Raw genomic sequence first — 17,984 nt, forward strand, 5'->3', positions numbered from 1 at the left:
TCACGACAGTGGCCCGGAAAACAGCAGCGCCCGGCGCCTCGATGGGGGGGATCGAGGCGCCGGGCGCTGCTGTCAGTGTGGAGAGGTGTCTTACTCGTCTCCGCCGGGCGGGAGGTTCTCGTAGATCTTCTTGCAGTCCGGGCACACCGGCGAGCCGGGCTTCGGCGACCGCGTGACCGGGAAGACCTCGCCGCACAGCGCGACCACGTGCGTGCCCATCACGGCGCTCTCGGCGATCTTCGCCTTGCGCACGTAGTGGAACATCTTCGGCGTGTCGTCCGAGGACTGGTCGGTCTCGTCCGGCCGTACGTCGACCTCGGGGAGAGTCTGGGTGCTCACGCGCCCAGGGTACCTGGGAAGATGTCCCCTCGTGACCACGCTGCACATCGCTGATGAAGTTGCCGCCGCCCTGGCCGAGAACCGGCCGGTCGTCGCCCTGGAGAGCACGATCCTGTCCCACGGCCTGCCCGCGCCGCGCAACCTGGCCGTCGCCGCACGCCTGGAGAAGGTGGTGCGGGAGGCCGGTGCCGTTCCCGCGACGATCGCCGTGCTCGACGGTGTGCCGCACATCGGCCTCTCCGCTGCCCAGCTCGACCGCGTCTGCAACTCCGGCGACCTCGTGAAGCTCTCGCTGCGCGACCTCGGTGCCGCCTACGCGCTGGGGCGCAGCGGCGCTACGACCGTGGCCTCGACCACGGCGCTGGCGCACCAGGCCGGCATCCGCGTGTTCGCGACCGGTGGCCTTGGCGGTGTGCACCGCGGGGCGCGGGAGACGTGGGACGTGTCCGCCGACCTCGACGTGGTGGCGACGACGCCGGTGCTGATCGTCTGCTCGGGTGTGAAGTCGATCCTCGACATGGGCGCGACGCTGGAGGTCCTGGAGACCCGTTCGGTGCCGGTCGTCGGTTACCGGACGTCCCGCTTCCCCGCCTTCTACCGCCGCGAGTCCGCGTTCGACGTGCCGTGGCGCGTCGAGAACGCCGCCGAGGCCGCCGCCGTGTTCGCGGCCGGTGGTCGCGGCATGCTGCTGGCGAACCCGATCCCCGCCGCGTTCGAGATGGACGCCGGCCTGCACGACCGTCTGCTGGCCGAGGGCCTGCAGAAGCTCGTCGACCAGGACGTGCGCGGCAAGGACGTCAGCCCCGTCCTGCTGGAGCACTTCCACACCGCGAGCGAGGGCGTCAGCCTCGACGCCAACGAGGAGCTCGTCGTCAACAACGCCTCGGTGGCCGCCGCGACCGCGGTCGAGCTGGCCCGATGAGGCCTGTGGTCGTCGTCGGTGACGCGGGCCTCGACGTGGTGGCCCGCCACTCCGGCCCCATCGCCCACGGCGGCGACGTGCGCGCCAAGGTCACCATCGAACCGGGCGGCGCGGGGGCGAACACGGCCGTGTGGCTCGCCGCGTGCGGTGCGTCGCCGGTGTTGGTGGCGCGTGTCGGAGCGGACTCCGCCGGACGTCAGGTCCACGCCGAACTGACCTCCGCGGGCGTGCAGTGCGCGTTCGCGGTCGACCCGGACCTCGCGACCTGCTGCGTCGTGGTGCTCGTGGACGAGAACGGCCAGCGCTCGATGCTGCCCGACCGCGGCGCCAACGCCCGCTTCTCCCCCGCCGACCTCGACCCCGGCCTGCTCGCCGGCACGAACGGCCACCTGCACCTGTCCGGTTACGTGCTGCTCGACGCCACCTCACGTCCTGCGGGCCTCGCCGTGCTGGAGGCCGCCCACGCGGCGGGCTGGACGACGTCCGTCGACCCCCAGGCGGCCGTGCTGATCCACTCGGCCGAGGCGTTCCTGGCCGACGTGCGCGGGGTCGACTTCCTGCTGCCCAACGCCGACGAGCTCCTCGCCCTCACCGGTTCGCCCGAACCGGCCTCGGCGAAGTCGCTGCTGTCGCACGTCGGCGCCGTCGTCGTGACGTCGGGGCCCGACGGTGCGAGCTGGGTGGACCAGGACGAGGTGATCTCGGTCCCCGCTGAAGTCACCGAGTGCGTCGACTCGACGGGCGCGGGCGACGCGTTCGACGCGGGTTTCCTCGCGGCGTGGCTGGCCGGAGGTTCGAAGCGGGACGCCCTGCTCGGTGGTGTCCGTGCGGGTTCTCGCGCGGTCGGCGTCGTCGGCGCCCAGCCACCCCGGTAGGTCTCGGCCTCAGCCGATATATCAGCTGTCAGCTGATATATCGGTGCGGTTCAGCCGCGGGCGAAGCGCTTGCGTCGCGTCAGCCGTCGATGACGGTGGTGCTCTTCGGAGCGATGGCGCGGCGCTCGACCTCGTAGCGGTTCGCCTTCTCGGTCTTGCGCGGCGGCCTGTCGTTCGCGATCAGCACGGCCATCCACGGCAGCGGGACGGACAGCACGATGAAGAACAGCGCGAGCCACCAGGTGTGCGCGAACAACGCCGCGAGGATGAGGCACGGGAAGCGCAGGCTCATCATGATCGCGTACTTCCTGCGCCGGGCGGCGTGCTGTTCTTCGTAGGACGGGGCCGCCTCGGTGATCAACACCGGGGTGTCGTTCCGGTCGGGACTGCTCACGACACCACCTCCACATCTCCTATGGTCCCACGTCCGAGTGACGGCCGGGACGGCCGGTCGGCGGTTAACATCCGCGAGTGGTCGCCCTTGATCGGCTCGTGGACGTGCTCGGCAGCCTGGGCACGCATCTGGCCTGCGCGCCGAGGGGCCGTGACGCCGAACTCCGTGGAGTTGCCCTGCACGACCCGGCGGAAAACACTCCTGCCGCCACAGGTGACGTACTTCTCGGTCTCGGCACGCCCTCGGTCGCCGCGGCGGCACGTCTCGTGTCGGCCACCGCGGCCTCCGCCGTCGTCCTGCACGGCAGGCCCCCGCTCGACGAACGGGTGGTGGCCGCGGCGAAGAAGTCCGGCGCGGCCGTGCTGCTCGTGGACCCGTCGGTGCCGTGGAGCCAGCTCGCGAACGTCACGCAGACGCTCGTCAACGGCGGTACGCGGACCGGGGACCTGTTCGGGTTGGCCGACGTCATCGCGGGCGTGGTCGGCGGGCCGGTGACGATCGAGGACCAGCAGTCCCGCGTGCTCGCGTACTCCTACCGGCAGGAGGACGTCGACCCCGTCCGCGTGCAGACCATCCTCGGGCGGCGGGTGCCGGAAGAAGCGCGGCGGGCACTGGACGAGTTCGGGGTGTTCACGCACCTCGCGTCGTCGGACGAACCGATCTTCGTGCCCAAGCTGACCCCGCAGCTCGGCAACCGGCTCGTCGCCGCCGTGCGCGCCGGTCGTGAGCTGCTCGGATCGGTGTGGGTGGAGGTGACGGGGCCGGTCGACGCGGCGAGGAGCGCCGCGCTGGTCGACGGCGCGCGCACGGCGGCGTTGCACCTGTTGCGGTCGCGGGCGTCGACGGACCTCGAACGGCAGGCCGAGGCGGATCTGGTGATCAGGCTGCTGGAGCACCCGGAGTCCGCCGACGTCGCGCGGCTCGGGCTGCCGTCGGCCGATCTGCGGGTGATCGCCGTCCAGGCCCACGCCGGCGAGGGCGAGCACGGCGCCGCGGTGCTCGCGTTCCAGCGGGCGACCGCGGGTTTCGGGTGGTCGCGGCCGGGACGCAGCGCCCTGTTCGGCAACGTCCTCTACACCGTCATCCCCGCCGCCGACGACGCCGTCGGGTGGGTTCGTTCACTGGTGCGAGAGCTTCCAGCGGAGGCGACGGTGCTGGCGGGCATCGGTGGCCCGGCCGAGGCGACGCAGCTGCCGTCGTCGCGGCAGGAGGCCGATGAATGCCTCGCGCTCTCCACCGGTGCACCGGTTGTATACGACGACGCGTGGGCGCAGGTGCTGCTGCAACGGCTCGCCGCCGTCGCCGACGCCGGGCGTGTGCCCACCCGCGGACCGATATCCAATATATTGCGGTACGACGCCGAGTACGGGACGCAGTACGCGACAACGTTGAGGGCGTGGCTCGCCGCCCAGGGCGACGTGCGGGCGGCGGCGAAGGAGCTCAACGTGCACCCGAACACGTTGAGGTACCGGATGCAGAAGATGTCCGAGGTGACACCGCTCCCCCTCGACGACCCCGACCAGCGGCTCGCGATGGCCATCGCCCTCCGGATCACGCGCTGAACCTCGGGGCGTGAAAGCATCTCCTCCCGTGCACCCCGATCTTTCTGCCGATCTCTGCGCCCGTCTGCGCGAGGCCTTCCTGAACTCCGGCTACACCGCCGACGGCGTCGTCGACGCGCTCGGCCCGCAGGCCCACGCCGCGCTCGGCCGCGGCGAGCCGGAGCCCGCCCGCCGCGCGAGCAGGGACGCCGGGTCGCTCGGCACGCTGATCCGCATGTTCCTGCTCGGCGACGAGGAGCCGGAGAAGGACGTCCGCGCCGCGCTCGCCGGTGTCGACATCGACGACGCCGTCAAGAACGAGATCCTCGCCGTCGACAGGAACGCGGGAGATCTCAGGGCGGGCCTCGACGTCCGGCCGTACGAGGACAACTGGTGGGTCGTCGCCGACCTCGACTCCGATGTGCGCGGCGGAGCGGTCCCCGAGGACCACGTGCTCGGCGTCGGCCACGCGTCGATCAGCCTCGCCCGCGCGACCAAGCGCACCCCGGTCGGCACGCTGCTCGACCTCGGCACCGGCTGCGGCGTCCAGGCGTTGCACGCGAGCAAGCACGCCGAGCGCATCACCGCGACCGACCTGTCCGAGCGCGCGCTCAGGCTCGCGCAGGGCACGTTCCGCCTGAACGAGCTCGACGTCGAGACGCTGCGGGGCGAGTGGTTCGGGCCGGTCGCCAAGCGGCGCTTCGACCACATCGTGTGCAACCCGCCGTTCGTCGTCGGCCCGCCGCGCGTCGACTACGTCTACCGCGACTCCGGCCTGGGCGGCGACGACGCGTCGGCGCTGGTCATCCGGCAGCTGCCCGCGTTCCTCAACGAGGGCGGCGTCGGCCAGCTGCTCGCGTCGTGGGTGCACCGCAGGGGCGAGGACTGGGAGGAGCGCGTCTCGGGCTGGCTGCCCCGCGGCGGCATCGACGCGTGGTTCGTGCAGCGCGACATCGCCGAGCCCGCCCTGTACGTCGGCACGTGGCTCAAGGACGCGGGCGTCGACCCGCGCAGCCCCGAGGGCCGGCAGAAGGCCGCGGCGTGGCTGGACTGGTTCGAGGAGAACGACGTCCAGGGCGTCGGCTTCGGCTACGTGACACTGCGTCGCACCGATGAGATGCACTCACAGGTCATCTGCGAGGACCTGCGCCACGCCTACGACGACCCGCTGGGCCCGGAGGCGGCGCGCTGGCTCGACAACGTCGCGTGGCTGCGCGCGAACCCCGACCTGCTGGGTCAGCGGTTCCGGGTCGCCGACACCGTGCTGCTCGAAGAGGTGTCCGAGCCGGGCGACGAGGGCTGGCGCAAGGTCGTCGCGCGCCTGCACCGCACGGACGGGCCCGGCTGGCAGCACGAGGTCGACGAGGCGACCGCGAAGCTCGTCGCCGGCTGCAACGGCGCGTTGCCGCTGGAGGACCTGCTCTCGCTGCTCGAGTTCGCTTACGGAGAAATCGACACCGAAGCGGCCTTGCCGATCGTTCGTGATCTCATCCGGCACGGAATGTTGATTCCCGCGTGAAAGCCGTTGTGGCGCGCGTCACAGAAGCGAGTGTCGAAGTCGAAGGGAAGATCGTCGGCGCGATCGACGAGCCCGGATTGCTGGTGCTGCTCGGCGTACACCACGACGACACGGACGACCACGCTCGCAAAATGGCGCAGAAGCTGCACGGGCTGCGCATCCTCGACGACGAGCGGTCGTGCGAGTCCACGGGTGCTCCACTGCTGGTCGTCAGCCAGTTCACCCTGTACGGGGACACGCGGAAGGGTCGCCGTCCGTCCTGGACGGCGGCCGCCCGGCCCGAGCACGCGGAACCGTTGGTGAACGCCGTGGTGCAGGAACTACGCCAAAAGGGCGCGCGCGTCGAAACGGGACGATTCAGAGCCGAGATGAAGGTACGGAGCGTGAACGACGGCCCGTTCACGGTGATCGTAGAGCTCTGACTAAAGGGTTCTCAGGCAGTTCTCAGATTAGTCGCGCAACCGCTGTGACAGCGATGACGTCTTCAGGTCATGGAAGTCGGGAACGAATTCGGAATCGTCTTCGTTACCCAGGTATCAGCCAGCTAGCGATGGGATCCCGAGCGGGCCCGCCGCAACCGGCCACCAGGGCGCAGCGCCGCGCCGCCTTGACCGCCACGCGCGACTGTTCGTTCAGGAGCTACAGGCCTGACCGACAGCAGCGTCGCCCGCACCAGGGGGAGGGAGATCCATGACCGTCACGAGGATCTCCGACCGTGAAGTCGGAGAGAACACGCCCACCGTCGTCGAGCACGAACTCGACGCCCAGGGACCAGCAGCCGACCTCGTTCGAGTCTACCTGAACGGAATCGGCAAGACCGCGCTCCTCACGGCCGAGGAGGAGGTGGAACTGGCCAAGCGCATCGAGGCCGGTGTGTTCGCTCAGCACGTCATGGAGACGGCCAAGCGCCTCACCCCCACCCGTCGCGAGGAGATGGGGGCGCTCGTCCGCGACGGCCGCCGCGCCAAGGACCACCTGCTCAAGGCCAACCTGCGTCTCGTCGTGTCGCTGGCCAAGCGCTACACGGGCCGCGGCATGCCGCTGCTGGACCTGATCCAGGAGGGGAACCTGGGTCTGATCCGCGCGGTCGAGAAGTTCGACTACACCAAGGGCTTCAAGTTCTCGACGTACGCGACGTGGTGGATCCGCCAGGCGATCACCCGCGGCATGGCCGACCAGGGCCGCACCATCCGCCTCCCCGTCCACCTCGTCGAGCAGGTGAACAAGCTCGCGCGGATCAAGCGCGACCTGCACCAGACGCTCGGCCGCGAGGCGACGAACGAGGAACTGGCGAAGGAGGCCGGCCTCAACGTCGACAAGGTCGCCGACCTGCTCGACCACGCCCGTGACCCGGTATCGCTCGACATGCCGGTCGGCACGGAGGAGGACGCTCCCCTCGGTGACTTCATCGAGGACTCGGACGCGACCGACGCCGAGAGCGCCGTCATCTCCGGGCTGCTGCAGGACGACCTGCGCCGCGTGCTCGCGACGCTGGAGCCGCGTGAGCAGGCCGTGATCCGGCTGCGCTACGGCCTGGAGGACGGTCAGCCGCGCACGCTCGACCAGATCGGCAAGCGGTTCGGCCTGTCGCGCGAGCGGGTGCGTCAGATCGAGCGCGAGGTCATGTCGAAGCTCCGCCAGGGCGAACGCGCTGCGAAGCTCCGCGCCTACGCCTCGTAGTCCCCGAAGTCGTCACGGTCCGGTTTCACCTGTCCGGCAGTATTGACTTGTGACTCAACTCACGGCACGGTCGGGCGTTACCAGAGCCACGCGACGCCCGTCGTGAGTCGGGTTAGCACGCGAAGGAAGGTCGGGACGGCCGGGGGCCGCCCCGGCCTTCCGCGTATGTGGGCCACGGAACAACGCCGTGGCAGCGGTACGTCCCTTTGGTGGCGGTACGGTTTTCTGATCCGAACTGCACACCGTTGGAGTTGTGTACCCCGTGCCCACCACATTCGAGTACACCGACGTCCTCCCCCTCGCGAAGGACACCGAGACCGAGTACCGCCTCGTCACCTCCGACGGGGTCAAGCTCGTCGAGGCCGGTGACCGCAAGTTCCTGGAGATCGCGCCCGAGACGCTGACGCTGCTCGCGAAGGAAGCGATCCGCGACATCCAGCACCTGCTGCGCCCGTCGCACCTCGCCCAGCTGCGCAAGATCATCGACGACCCCGAGGCGTCCGGCAACGACCGCTTCGTCGCCATGGACCTGCTGCGCAACGCCGCCATCTCGTCCGGCGGCGTGCTTCCGATGTGCCAGGACACCGGCACGGCGATCATCATGGGCAAGCGCTCCGAGACCGTCCTGACCGGCGGTGACGACGAGCAGGCGCTGGCCCGCGGCGTCTACGAGGCCTACCAGGAGCTCAACCTGCGCTACTCGCAGATGGCTCCCGTGACGTTCTGGGACGAGAAGAACACCGGCACGAACCTGCCCGCGCAGATCGAGGTGTTCCACAAGCCCGGCCAGGAGCCCGTGTACGAGTTCCTGTTCATGGCCAAGGGCGGCGGCAGCGCGAACAAGACGTTCCTCTACCAGGAGACGAAGGCGGTGCTGAACCCGAAGCGCCTCGCGACGTTCCTGGACGAGAAGCTGCGTTCGCTCGGCACGGCCGCGTGCCCGCCGTACCACCTCGCGGTCGTCGTCGGCGGCCTGTCCGCGGAGCAGAACCTCAAGGTCGCGAAGCTCGCCTCGGCCCGCTACCTCGACAACCTGCCGTCCGAGGGCTCCGCGGCGGGCCACGCGTTCCGCGACAAGGACCTCGAAGAGCAGGTCCTGGAGCTCACGCGGAACTTCGGCATCGGCGCGCAGTTCGGCGGCAAGTACTTCTGCCACGACGTGCGTGTCATCCGTCTCCCCCGCCACGGCGCCTCGCTGCCGGTTGGCATCGCGGTCTCGTGCTCGGCCGACCGCCAGGCCAAGGCCCGCATCACGGCCGAGGGCGTGTTCCTGGAGCAGATGGAGCGCGACCCCGCGCAGTTCCTGCCCGAGATCGAGGGCGAGGACCTGTCCGACGAGGTCGTCAACATCGACCTGACGCGCCCGATGGCGGAGATCCGCGAGATCCTCACCAAGCTCCCGGTGAAGACCCGCGTCTCGCTGACCGGCCCGCTGGTCGTGGCCCGCGACATCGCGCACGCCAAGATCAAGGAGCGCCTCGACGCAGGCGAGGAGATGCCGCAGTACATGAAGGACCACCCGGTCTACTACGCCGGTCCGGCCAAGACGCCCGAGGGCTACGCCTCCGGGTCGTTCGGTCCGACCACCGCGGGCCGGATGGACTCCTACGTCGAGCAGTTCCAGGCCGCGGGCGGCTCGATGGTGATGCTCGCCAAGGGCAACCGCTCCAAGCAGGTCACCAACGCGTGCGCGACGCACGGCGGCTTCTACCTGGGCTCGATCGGTGGCCCGGCGGCGCGGCTGGCGCAGGACTGCATCCGCAAGGTCGAGGTGCTCGAGTACCCCGAACTGGGCATGGAGGCGGTCTGGAAGATCGAGGTCGAGGACTTCCCCGCGTTCGTCGTCGTCGACGACAAGGGCAACGACTTCTTCGCGGAGACGTCGACCCCGACCCTGCAGATCAGTTTCCGCCGTTAGACCCTCTTACGAAACCTCCGTTTCGGCAGTGCGTTCGTACTGCTGAAACGGAGGTGCGCTTCGGCGTCGAGGTCGTCGCCGTCGCCTGAGTCAGCGCGCCAGCAGCCAGTCGAGGCCGTCCGAGGCGTGGTCGAGAACGGAGATGTGGCCGTCGCCCGGCGTGAGGCGCAACTCCGCACCGGGGATGCGGTCCGCCAGCCACCGGCTGTGCGCCGACGGGTTGATGCCGTCGGCGTCGCCGTGCAGCAGGAGGGTCGGCGCGGTGATGGTCGCCGGGTCGAATCCCCACGGCGCGACGTAGGCGAGGTCGTCGTCGATCAGCGGGCCGGGACCGTCCGGCAGCGCCGGCCCGGCGACTCCGCCGAGCCACGACCACGGCCCCCGCAACGTGGCCAGGTCGGCCTCGGAGAACTCGTGGACGTACTCGACGCCGGACGCCTCGTAGCGCTCCTTCTCCGCACGGCCCGCGGTGGCTGCTCCCAAGGACCCCCTGGCCGAAGCGATCATGCCGGCGAACCAGTCGAGGCCTTCGGCGGTGAACGGCGCCAGCGGGGCGATGGCGAGCACGGCGGTCACGCGGTCCGGCACCAGGGCGGCGCACGCGAGGGCGTGTGGTGCGCCGCCGGAGTGACCGGCCACCGCGAACCGCGCGATGCCGAGCTCGTCGGCGATGTGCGATATATCGGCTGCCGCTGTTCCGACGGGCCGGTCGCCCACGGACGTGGAGCCGCCGTAGCCGGGTCTGTCGTAGGACACCCAGCGCACGCCCGGACGGAACAGCGGCTCAGGAGGCAGTCCCAGGTTGGGTGTTCCGTGGCACCAGAACACCGGGACGCCGGTACCCACGTCGTATACGCGCAGTACGCGGTCGCCATGCGCCAGGTCGACAGGCTCAAGATCCATATATCAGTGTCCCTGTACTGAGGGTCCCGTGCCAGCGACTCACACCAGCGCCCCAGCTCAGTGCCCCAGCTCAGCGCTGCGGCGTCAGCCGGTCTCTTCGCGGGACTCCAACACCAGGCGGCGGTCGCCCAGCGGCGCGTCGAGGCGGACGGTCAGCGGCACCTGGCGGACCTCCTGAGTGCACATGGTGCCGGGAGGCTGCTTGGTGATGGTGACCAGCGTGATCTGAACGACGTCGGCGGACTGGCCGGTGATCTCGGCCCTGGCCTCCTTGCAGCCGCCGCCCACGCCGAAGACCTCGACGTCACGGCCGTCGCCGAAGACGTAGGCCTCGTCGCGGTAGGTGTCTGACAACGATGTCGTGTCGACCTTCTCCTTCGCCACGGGCGTGACGTTCGGAGGGATGACGGGCTTCTCCTCCGAGATCGAGACCGGAGGCTGGGCCGGGGCCGTGGGGTTGGCCCCCGACGACGAACCGGGGGTGCCGCTCGAACCGGGCGCGGTCGTGCCCGTGGGTGCGGTGCCCGGTGAACTGGAGCCGGGCGCGCCGGACTGCGTGCCGGACGAACAGCCGGCGAGCACGACGGCGAGAGCAACGGCAGCGACGGCGTTTCTCATGCGCACCATCCTCGCAAACCGGGACAAGAAGTCCCTGTGAAATGTCCTGCGACCTGTCCGGTCGAATTTTGGCGGAGGTTTCCAGCGCGAAGTCCCCAGCGGGAAGTCTCCGCCGAGAACCCTGGGCCGAGAAGTGTCCGGACAGGACGAAGGTGAGATCGAAGAAGGGGAGATGCCCGGCCGGCGGGGGCAGGTGCCGACCGGGCACCGTGGGGAGGAAGGTCTACTTCTGTTCCTGACGCGACGTCAGCACGACCGTGCGCTCACCGAGGGGTTCGGAGAGCTGCACCGTCAGCGGGGGGAAGCGGATGTCCATGGTGCACATCTGCTTGGTCAGCGGCGTCGTCTCCAGCAGCTCGATCTTCACCGCGTCCGCGGTCTGCTCCAGCACGGACGCGCTGGCCTTGCCGCAGCCGCCCTCCTGGCCGACGACGCCGACGGTCTTCCCGTCACCCACCGTCCACGCGGTGCGCGGCTGGTCCGGCGGCAACGCGTTCGCGTCGAGCTTCGTCACCGGCTTGCCGTCCGGCGGAACTTCACCGGGGGACGTGTTCGGCGGTACCTCGGACGACGGCTCCGCGGATGAGGTGGCGGTGGGCAGCGTTTCGCCACCGCCACCCGCTCCGGGCGCCGCGTTCTGCGCGCTGCCACAGGCCGAGATGACGAGCAGCAGTACGCCAGTGCCAACTACGGTTCCTATGTGCCTCATGTGAGAAGGACGGAACCGCGCTCACAACGGGTTGCAGCGACTTTCTTTCACAGTTACCGGCTAACGGCGGTTACAGCCTCTCGCAAAGCTTCCAGGCGTGCAGCGGACGCTAGACCCCCGTGGTAGAGGTGGAATTCCTCCACACCGGCGTCGAGGTACGCCAGCCATTCCTTGGACAGCGCCGCCCCGTCGGCCGGCTTCGGCGGCAGCCCCAGCACGTACGCGGCGATCCGCGTGTCCGGGGCCGCGGCGCGCAGGGCCTCGATGCCGGGCACGGCGACGTCCGGGCCGGGCCAGCACATCGTCGTCAGGACATCGATGTCAGCGCCGACTCCCCCGGCGACGGTCGCGAACGGCCCGGTGCCCCAGGGGTCCGCCGTCACGTGCATGCCGACCCGCACCGAGGGCGCGGCGGCACGGATCTCGCCCACCAGTCGCTGCCGCAACGAGCGCACGACGCCGGTGCGGACGGCCTGAACGTCGTCCGCGAGCGCTCCCAGCGCTTCCTCGACGGTGAGAGCGCCGCGGTCGACCCCGGCCCGGACCGCGTCACGCAGAGCATCCGGGTCGGCGTACAGGGCGGTGCAGGCCGAGCAGAAGCACAGCGACAACAGCTTCTGCTGCACCGCGTTCCAGTCCGTGCCGTCGGTCTTCTCGTGGTGCCCGCCGTGGAAGAACCCCAGCGGCCCGCAGGCCTCCAGGACGATCCCGTCCGGCGCGCCGAGCTCCAGCACCTCCGACACCAGCACCGACGTGTACTCGACGACGTCGGGCTGCGCGGTGCACAACGCGTACGGGTAGCGGTCCCCGAACGCGTTCACCACCGTCACGTCCGGGTGCAGGTCGCCGAGGCGCGAGTTGTGCGTCAGCACGGTCCACGCGTACACCGGAAGTCCCGCCGCACGAACCAGAGCCGCCGCATCGCCGAACGAGTCCGAACCGTCCACCCAGGACGGTTCGGCGGGTACCAGACGGCCGTACTTCTCCGCACGCACCGGCAGGTAGAACGCCGCGTGCCGTGCGTCGACCAGACGGTGCGACGGGTGGAGCGGCGTCGCGGCCCGCACGGTGTGGTACGACGCTGCCAGGGCGATCGCGTCGACCCCGAGCGCCTGATACCGCGCGACGGCCTCGGGATCTCCGATCAGGTCCCACGGGTAGGCGTGGACAACCGACTTCACCACCGGGGACGCTTCCTCTCGTAGCTCGGGTCGAACTTCTGCATGTAGCCCGTGTCGTCACGAGCCGTGATGCCGCAGCGGACGTAGTTCTCCGCCAGGCGCCCCAACGCGTCGCGGTCCAGCGACACACCGAGCCCCGGTGTCGTCGGGACCGGCACCGCACCATCCACAAAGGACAGAACGCCGGGTTCCACGACCTCGTCGGCCGCGTTCCACGGGTAGTGCGTGTCGCACGCGTAGTTCAGGTTCGGCGTCGCCGCCGCCAGGTGCGTCATCGCGGCCAGCGAGATGCCGAGGTGCGAGTTCGAGTGCATAGACAGGCCGATGCCGAACGTCTGGCAGATCATCCCCAGCTGACGCGACCGCTGCAGACCGCCCCAGTAGTGGTGGTCCGACAACAACACCTGCACCGCGTCCTGCTCCACCGACGGACGCAGGTGCTCGAACGCGACCACGCACATGTTGGTGGCCAACGGCATCGGCGCCTTCGCGGCCACCTCGGCCATCCCGGAGATCTCCGGCGCAGGGTCCTCCAGGTACTCCAGCACGCCGTCGAGCTCGGCGGCCACCCGCAGCGACGTCTCGACCGACCAGGCCGCGTTCGGGTCGAGCCGCAGCGGGTGGTCCGGGAACGCCTCGCGCAGCGCGCGGATCGCCTCGATCTCCTGCTCCGGCGGGAAGACGCCGCCCTTGAGCTTGATCGACCCGAACCCGTACCGCGAGATCATCTTGGAGGCCTGCGCCACGATCCCGGCGGGGTCGACCGCCTCGCCCCACTCGTCCGGCTCGGCGCCGGGATGCCCGTCCCACTTGTAGAACAGGTAGGCGGAGTAGGGCACGGAGGAACGCACCGCGCCGCCCAGCAGGTCGCTCACCGGGCGCCCGAGTGCTTTGCCCTGGACGTCCAGGCACGCGACCTCGAACGGCGAGTACACGCGGTCGACGGTGCTCTCCGCCGTGATCTTGCCGGTCAGCCCGTGCTTGTCCGGCCCGGCCTCGCCGCCGAGTGCGGCGGCGACCCGCGCGTGCATCTCGTTCAACGCGAAGACGTCGAGGCCGATGAGGGAGTCCACAACGGACCGCGAGCGCTCCAGGTGCCCGAGGTCGCCGTAGGTCTCCCCCAGCCCCGAGATGCCCTCGTCGGTGTGCACCTCGACGATCGTGCGCAGCGCCCACGGCTCGTGCACGCCCGCCGAGTTCAGCAGCGGCGGGTCCCGGAACGCGATCGGTGTCAGAACGATCTCGGTGATCTTCATGCCGAACGCCCTCTCAGCTCAGCAGTGCCTTGCCCGCGGCGATGATCTTGTCGAGCGCGACGAGGTGCTCGTCGGTCGGGTCGACCAGCGGCGGCCGCACGCCACCGACCTCGAACCCGTTCGCGCGCACCGCGGCCTTCACCAGCCCGACCGCGTAGCCGGGGACCAGGTCGCGCAGCTCCACCAGCGGCTTGTAGAACTCGTACAGGAACCGGTTCACGAGCTTCGTGTCGCCCGACTGCACGGCGTTGTAGAAGCCGATCGAGATCTCGGGCGCGAAGCAGAACACCGCGGACGAGTAGAGCTCGACGCCGATGGCCCGGTACGCGAGCTGCGTCATCTCCGCGGTGGGCAGGCCGTTGAAGAACTGGAACGGCTTGTCAACGTTGGCACGGACTGACAGCACGATCCGCTGCATCTGGTCGAGGTCGCCGAGGCCGTCCTTGAAGCCGACGACGTTCGGGATCCGCGCGACCTCGACGGCGGTCTCCGGCGTGAACCGCGCGTTGTTGCGCTGGTACACGATGATCGGCAGTTCGGTGCCGGCGGCGGTCTCGGCCACGAACCGCACGAGACCGGCGGCCGGGTTGCTCACCAGGTACGGCGGCAGCAGCAGGATGCCCTGGGCGCCCGCGCGTTCCGCGGCCTTCACGAACTGCTTGGTGGCCACGATCGAGCCGCCCGCGCCGGCGAACACCGGCACCTTGCCGGCGGTCGCCTCGACCGCGACGGCGACCGCCCGTTCGAACTCCTCCAGCCCCAGCGCGTGGAACTCGCCGGTGCCGCACGCGACGAACACCGCGCCCGGCCCGGCGGAGACACCGTGCTTGACGTGCTCGGCGAGCACGTCGTACGCGATGTTCCCCTCGCTGTCGAACGGGGTCACCGGAAAGAACAGCACACCATCGAGTTGCATAACCAGACTCATCCCTTGATCGCTCCGGTGGTGATCCCACGCAGGAAGGACTTCTGCAGCGACAGGTACACGACCAGGCTCGGTACCAGCGCCAGCAACGCACCGGCCAGCACGATGCCCGTTCCGACCTGGTCGTCGGAGCGGAGCGCGAGAAGTGCGACCGTGAGCGTGTAATCGGAGGGGTCAGCGGCGACGATCAGGGGAAGCAGGTACTGCTCCCAAATCATGTTGAAGCCGAACACGGCGATGACGCCGAGCGCGGGTTTGCACAGCGGGAGGATGATCTGCGCGAAGAGGCGCAGCTCCCCCGCACCGTCCACTTTGGCCGCCTCCTCCAGCTCGCCGGGGATCTCCTTCATGAACTCCGTCATGACGAAGATGGAGAAACCCCAGGCCCCCAGCGGGAGGATGACGCCGAGCAGGGTGCCCTTGAGACTCACGTGCACCAGCGGTAGGTCTCCGATCACCAGCGACAGCGGGATCGCGATGACCTCCTCCGGCAACATCATCGTGGCGAGAATGACCAGCAGGGCGATGGCCTGACCGCGGAACTTCTTGCGCGCCAACGCGTACGCGGCGAAAACGCTCACCGACAGCTGCAACAGCAGCGCACCACCGGCGATGACGAGCGAGTTCATCAGGTAGTGCCAGATCTTGTTCTCCGCCGCGACCTGGAAGTTGATCAGCGACGGGCTGTCCGGGATCACCGACAGCTTGGTCGGGTCCGGGTTGTGGTCGAACGCGCCGGAGAAGATGACCAGCAGCGGGCCGCAGAAAAGGATTACAGCGAGGGCGCTGAAGAGGAACCGGACGGTCCTGCCGACCCACGCGTCCGGGCGGGTGGACCAGCCGATGGCGCTGTCGAAGCGACTTGAGTTCACGGTGCTCATCGCGCTTCCCTCCTGCGGCGGTACCACTGCACGCTGACCGTCAGAATCAAGGTAACCAGGAACAACAGCACAGAACCAGCCGACGCGAGTCCGGCTTCGGACTGTTCGAACGCCGTGGTGTAGACGCGGGTCATCCAGACGTCGGTCGAGCCGGCCGGGCCACCGCCGGTGAGCACGTAGACCTCGGTGAAGACGCGCAGGCCGCGGATCGCCGCCAGGGTCAGGAGGATCGTGATGACCGGGCGCAACGCGGGCAGCGTGACGTTCCAGATCCGTTGCGGCGTCGAGGCTCCGTCGATCGCGGCGGCCTCGTACTGCTGGCGGTCGATGCCGGCGAGCCCGGCGAGGATCAGCACCATGTCGTACGGGGCGTGCTTCCAGATGCCCACGAACATGACCGACACCAGCGAGGTGTCCGTGCTGTGGATGTACTCCCACGGCCCGAGGCCGACCCACGAGATCAGCTCGTTGAGGAAGCCCTCCGGCGCCGGGTAGAAGAACAGCCGCCAGATCTCACCGATGACCGCGGTGGCCGCCACGACGGGCAGGAACACCGCGGACCGGACGAACCACAGCGACTTGGTGTGGCCTTCGAGCAGCAACGCCAGGAAGAAGCCGATCACCATCGCGCCGACCGTCTGACCGCCGGCCAGCACGAGGGTGTGCCAGCTGGCGGTCAGGAACTTCTCGTCCCGCAGGATCGTCGCGTAGTTCTGGAACCCGACGAAGACGTCCCCGAGGAACGGCCGGACCTCGAACAGCGAGAGCCGGATGCCCTCCGCCATCGGGATGAACTTGAAGACCAGGAAGATCAGCGCGGCGGGGAGCAGGAAGAGCCACGGGATGAAGGTGGCTCCCGTGAGGCGACGCCGGCGGCGCCGCCTCACGGGGTGGGTTTCGACGGCACCGCCGCCACTAGCCGTCGAGCCCACGTCTCGGGTGTCGCCGAGTGACTGAACAGCCGTCACTTCGACGCCTTCTGGTTGTCGAGCTCCTTCTTGAGCGCGTCCGCGAGCGACTTCAGCTCGGCCGAGGAGTCGGCGGGGCACTTCGCGAAGATGGAGTTGAGGGTCTCCGAGGTCTTCTGCCGGAACGGCGCGAAGTTCGGGACGCTGGGGAACGGCCGCGCCTCACTGGAGTACACGCCCGCGACGGTCGCCCAGCGCGGGTCCTTGTACGTCGCGTTGACGTCGACGGTCTTGTTGACGGGCAGGCGCACGACCGGCTGCGGGTCGCCCTTCATGCCGGCCTGCTGCGCCTCGGGCGTGATCAGGTACTCGGCGAGCTTCTTCTGGTCGGCGGTCTTCGCGGAGCCGGCCATCTGGTAGATGTTCTCGCCCTCACCGAGCACCGTGGCGCCGGCAGGTCCCTTCGGGGACGCGACGACCTCGTACTTGTCCTTGCCGAGCGACTTGTCGAAGCGGCCGATCATGTACGGGCCGGTGAGGTAGATGCCGCTCTTGCCCGACTCGAACAGCGGGTGCGCGTCGTTCGTACCCAGCGTCAGCGAGCCGGGCTGCATGACCTTGTCCTCGCAGAACAACTTGCGCAGCCGGTCGACGGCCCTGGTCGACTCCGGCGAGTCGATGCCGACGCGGAACTTGCCGTCGCCCTCGTCCTCGAGGATGTCGCCGCCGCCCTGCCAGATGTAGCTGGTCGCCCACCACGCGAGGTAGCCGCGGTCGGTCGTGCCCGGCACGAGCATGCCGTAGGTGTCGTTCTGGCCGTTGCCGTCGGGGTCGTTGCGCGTGAACGCCCTCGCGAGGTCGTCGAGCTCCTCCCACGTCGTGGGGATCGGCTTGCCGAGCTTCTCGCGCCAGTCCTTGCGGATCAGCGTGACCATCGCCTGGGTGGAGTACGGGATGGCGTAGTACTTGCCGTCCGCGCCCTTCCCGTTGTTCCACGCGCGGTCGACGATGTCGCCGGCACCCGCGACGTCGTCCTTGGCGACCTCGGTCGTCCAGCCCTGCTTGACGAAGTTGCCGAGCGAGCCGGTGTCGGTGATGACGACGTCGGGGAGGTCCTTCGACGCGGCTCGCTGCTGCACCTGCTTGTCGAAGTCGTTGAAGATCGGCTTGTAGTCGACCTGCACCCCGGTCTTCTCGGTGAAGGACTTGAAGATCTTCTCGTAGACCTTCGCGGTCGCCTCCGTCGAGCGGGTCCACACCTCGAGGGGCTTGTTCGGGTCCTTGTTCGACGCCGCGGTGCTGCCACCGCTGCCGCATCCCGCGAGCAGCGCGGCCACGCCCAGCGTGGCGAGTGTTGTGGCAGTTCTACGGCGCATCGTCGGAGCCCTTCGCGTTCAGATATATGAACCTGGGTC

The 17,984-nt window shown here is 69.4% G+C and carries 18 protein-coding genes; 7 read left to right on the top strand and 11 right to left on the bottom strand.

Annotated elements, in window-relative coordinates; all coding sequences use genetic code 11:
- Nucleotides 1-90: 90 nt before the first annotated feature.
- On the bottom strand, nucleotides 91-339 hold the full coding sequence (locus tag ACFWN2_RS23600; RefSeq protein WP_355302211.1) for a DUF3039 domain-containing protein: 249 nt from the start codon (nucleotides 337-339) through the stop codon (nucleotides 91-93).
- Between the two features lie 31 nt (nucleotides 340-370).
- Here ACFWN2_RS23600 and ACFWN2_RS23605 point away from each other — a divergent pair, with 31 nt between their 5' ends.
- Both ACFWN2_RS23605 and ACFWN2_RS23610 read left to right on the top strand, forming a co-directional pair.
- Nucleotides 371-1,261 (top strand): pseudouridine-5'-phosphate glycosidase, encoded by an 891-nt coding sequence (locus ACFWN2_RS23605; RefSeq protein ID WP_382430644.1) that lies wholly within the window; start codon nucleotides 371-373, stop codon nucleotides 1,259-1,261.
- A complete protein-coding gene (locus ACFWN2_RS23610) occupies nucleotides 1,258-2,136 on the top strand; it encodes a carbohydrate kinase family protein (protein ID WP_382430646.1) in 879 nt (292 codons plus the stop codon). The genes ACFWN2_RS23605 and ACFWN2_RS23610 overlap by 4 nt, the downstream gene beginning before the upstream one ends.
- Before the next feature lie 79 nt (nucleotides 2,137-2,215).
- On the opposite strand, the gene ACFWN2_RS23615 is transcribed toward ACFWN2_RS23610, so the two are convergent.
- Nucleotides 2,216-2,530: a DUF3099 domain-containing protein gene (locus ACFWN2_RS23615; protein WP_355302216.1), complete on the bottom strand. Its 315-nt coding sequence runs from the start codon at nucleotides 2,528-2,530 to the stop codon at nucleotides 2,216-2,218.
- Nucleotides 2,531-2,607: 77 nt separating this feature from the next.
- On the opposite strand from ACFWN2_RS23615, the gene ACFWN2_RS23620 reads away from it, so the two are divergent.
- From ACFWN2_RS23620 to ACFWN2_RS23640, 5 genes are all read left to right on the top strand, one after another.
- Nucleotides 2,608-4,092, top strand: a complete 1,485-nt coding sequence (locus ACFWN2_RS23620) for a PucR family transcriptional regulator (RefSeq protein ID WP_382430648.1) — start codon at nucleotides 2,608-2,610, stop codon at nucleotides 4,090-4,092.
- A 10-nt stretch (nucleotides 4,093-4,102) separates the two neighbouring features.
- Nucleotides 4,103-5,590 carry a methyltransferase gene (locus ACFWN2_RS23625; RefSeq protein ID WP_382430650.1) on the top strand — a complete coding sequence of 496 codons (1,488 nt, stop codon included), beginning with the start codon at nucleotides 4,103-4,105 and terminating at the stop codon, nucleotides 5,588-5,590.
- On the top strand, nucleotides 5,587-6,012 hold the full coding sequence (gene dtd / locus ACFWN2_RS23630; RefSeq protein WP_382430652.1) for a D-aminoacyl-tRNA deacylase: 426 nt from the start codon (nucleotides 5,587-5,589) through the stop codon (nucleotides 6,010-6,012). The genes ACFWN2_RS23625 and dtd overlap by 4 nt, the downstream gene beginning before the upstream one ends.
- Nucleotides 6,013-6,280: 268 nt before the next feature.
- Nucleotides 6,281-7,270: a sigma-70 family RNA polymerase sigma factor gene (locus ACFWN2_RS23635; RefSeq protein ID WP_382430654.1), complete on the top strand. Its 990-nt coding sequence runs from the start codon at nucleotides 6,281-6,283 to the stop codon at nucleotides 7,268-7,270.
- Nucleotides 7,271-7,523: 253 nt separating this feature from the next.
- Nucleotides 7,524-9,188, top strand: coding sequence for a fumarate hydratase (locus tag ACFWN2_RS23640; RefSeq protein WP_382430656.1), 1,665 nt, complete (start codon nucleotides 7,524-7,526; stop codon nucleotides 9,186-9,188).
- A gap of 90 nt (nucleotides 9,189-9,278) precedes the next feature.
- Here ACFWN2_RS23640 and ACFWN2_RS23645 read toward each other — a convergent pair whose 3' ends face one another.
- The 9 genes from ACFWN2_RS23645 to ACFWN2_RS23685 all read right to left on the bottom strand — a co-directional run bounded on the left by ACFWN2_RS23645 (nucleotide 9,279) and on the right by ACFWN2_RS23685 (nucleotide 17,945).
- Nucleotides 9,279-10,034 carry an alpha/beta fold hydrolase gene (locus ACFWN2_RS23645; RefSeq protein ID WP_382431177.1) on the bottom strand — a complete coding sequence of 252 codons (756 nt, stop codon included), beginning with the start codon at nucleotides 10,032-10,034 and terminating at the stop codon, nucleotides 9,279-9,281.
- Between the two features lie 141 nt (nucleotides 10,035-10,175).
- Nucleotides 10,176-10,709: a hypothetical protein gene (locus tag ACFWN2_RS23650; protein ID WP_382430658.1), complete on the bottom strand. Its 534-nt coding sequence runs from the start codon at nucleotides 10,707-10,709 to the stop codon at nucleotides 10,176-10,178.
- A 223-nt stretch (nucleotides 10,710-10,932) separates the two neighbouring features.
- The gene (locus ACFWN2_RS23655; protein ID WP_382430660.1) at nucleotides 10,933-11,418 is read right to left on the bottom strand and encodes a hypothetical protein; all 486 of its coding nucleotides are present in this window, start codon (nucleotides 11,416-11,418) and stop codon (nucleotides 10,933-10,935) included.
- Between the two features lie 53 nt (nucleotides 11,419-11,471).
- Nucleotides 11,472-12,599, bottom strand: a complete 1,128-nt coding sequence (locus tag ACFWN2_RS23660) for a hypothetical protein (protein WP_382430662.1) — start codon at nucleotides 12,597-12,599, stop codon at nucleotides 11,472-11,474.
- Nucleotides 12,596-13,855, bottom strand: coding sequence for a glucarate dehydratase family protein (locus ACFWN2_RS23665; RefSeq protein WP_382430664.1), 1,260 nt, complete (start codon nucleotides 13,853-13,855; stop codon nucleotides 12,596-12,598). Before ACFWN2_RS23665 ends, ACFWN2_RS23660 begins: the two co-directional genes overlap by 4 nt.
- Before the next feature lie 13 nt (nucleotides 13,856-13,868).
- Complete coding sequence (locus tag ACFWN2_RS23670; protein ID WP_382430666.1) at nucleotides 13,869-14,783, bottom strand: 5-dehydro-4-deoxyglucarate dehydratase; 915 nt, start codon at nucleotides 14,781-14,783, stop codon at nucleotides 13,869-13,871.
- Nucleotides 14,780-15,661: a carbohydrate ABC transporter permease gene (locus ACFWN2_RS23675; protein ID WP_382430668.1), complete on the bottom strand. Its 882-nt coding sequence runs from the start codon at nucleotides 15,659-15,661 to the stop codon at nucleotides 14,780-14,782. The genes ACFWN2_RS23670 and ACFWN2_RS23675 overlap by 4 nt, the downstream gene beginning before the upstream one ends.
- Nucleotides 15,658-16,629 (bottom strand): carbohydrate ABC transporter permease, encoded by a 972-nt coding sequence (locus ACFWN2_RS23680; protein WP_382430670.1) that lies wholly within the window; start codon nucleotides 16,627-16,629, stop codon nucleotides 15,658-15,660. The genes ACFWN2_RS23675 and ACFWN2_RS23680 overlap by 4 nt, the downstream gene beginning before the upstream one ends.
- Nucleotides 16,626-17,945 (bottom strand): ABC transporter substrate-binding protein, encoded by a 1,320-nt coding sequence (locus tag ACFWN2_RS23685; RefSeq protein WP_382430672.1) that lies wholly within the window; start codon nucleotides 17,943-17,945, stop codon nucleotides 16,626-16,628. Before ACFWN2_RS23685 ends, ACFWN2_RS23680 begins: the two co-directional genes overlap by 4 nt.
- Nucleotides 17,946-17,984: the final 39 nt, after the last annotated feature.

The organism is Lentzea sp. NPDC058436 (genome assembly GCF_042721515.1).
Lineage (GTDB): Bacteria > Actinomycetota > Actinomycetes > Mycobacteriales > Pseudonocardiaceae > Lentzea.

Bases quoted from the DNA above. Each gene is read 5' to 3' on its own strand.
- ACFWN2_RS23610 (WP_382430646.1), top strand. From the start codon at position 1,258: ATGAGGCCTGTGGTCGTCGTCGGTGACGCGGGCCTCGACGTGGTGGCC.
- ACFWN2_RS23635 (WP_382430654.1), top strand. From the start codon at position 6,281: ATGACCGTCACGAGGATCTCCGACCGTGAAGTCGGAGAGAACACGCCC.
- ACFWN2_RS23650 (WP_382430658.1), bottom strand. From the start codon at position 10,709: ATGAGAAACGCCGTCGCTGCCGTTGCTCTCGCCGTCGTGCTCGCCGGC.
- ACFWN2_RS23655 (WP_382430660.1), bottom strand. From the start codon at position 11,418: ATGAGGCACATAGGAACCGTAGTTGGCACTGGCGTACTGCTGCTCGTC.
- ACFWN2_RS23665 (WP_382430664.1), bottom strand. From the start codon at position 13,855: ATGAAGATCACCGAGATCGTTCTGACACCGATCGCGTTCCGGGACCCG.
- ACFWN2_RS23670 (WP_382430666.1), bottom strand. From the start codon at position 14,783: ATGAGTCTGGTTATGCAACTCGATGGTGTGCTGTTCTTTCCGGTGACC.
- ACFWN2_RS23675 (WP_382430668.1), bottom strand. From the start codon at position 15,661: ATGAGCACCGTGAACTCAAGTCGCTTCGACAGCGCCATCGGCTGGTCC.
- ACFWN2_RS23685 (WP_382430672.1), bottom strand. From the start codon at position 17,945: ATGCGCCGTAGAACTGCCACAACACTCGCCACGCTGGGCGTGGCCGCG.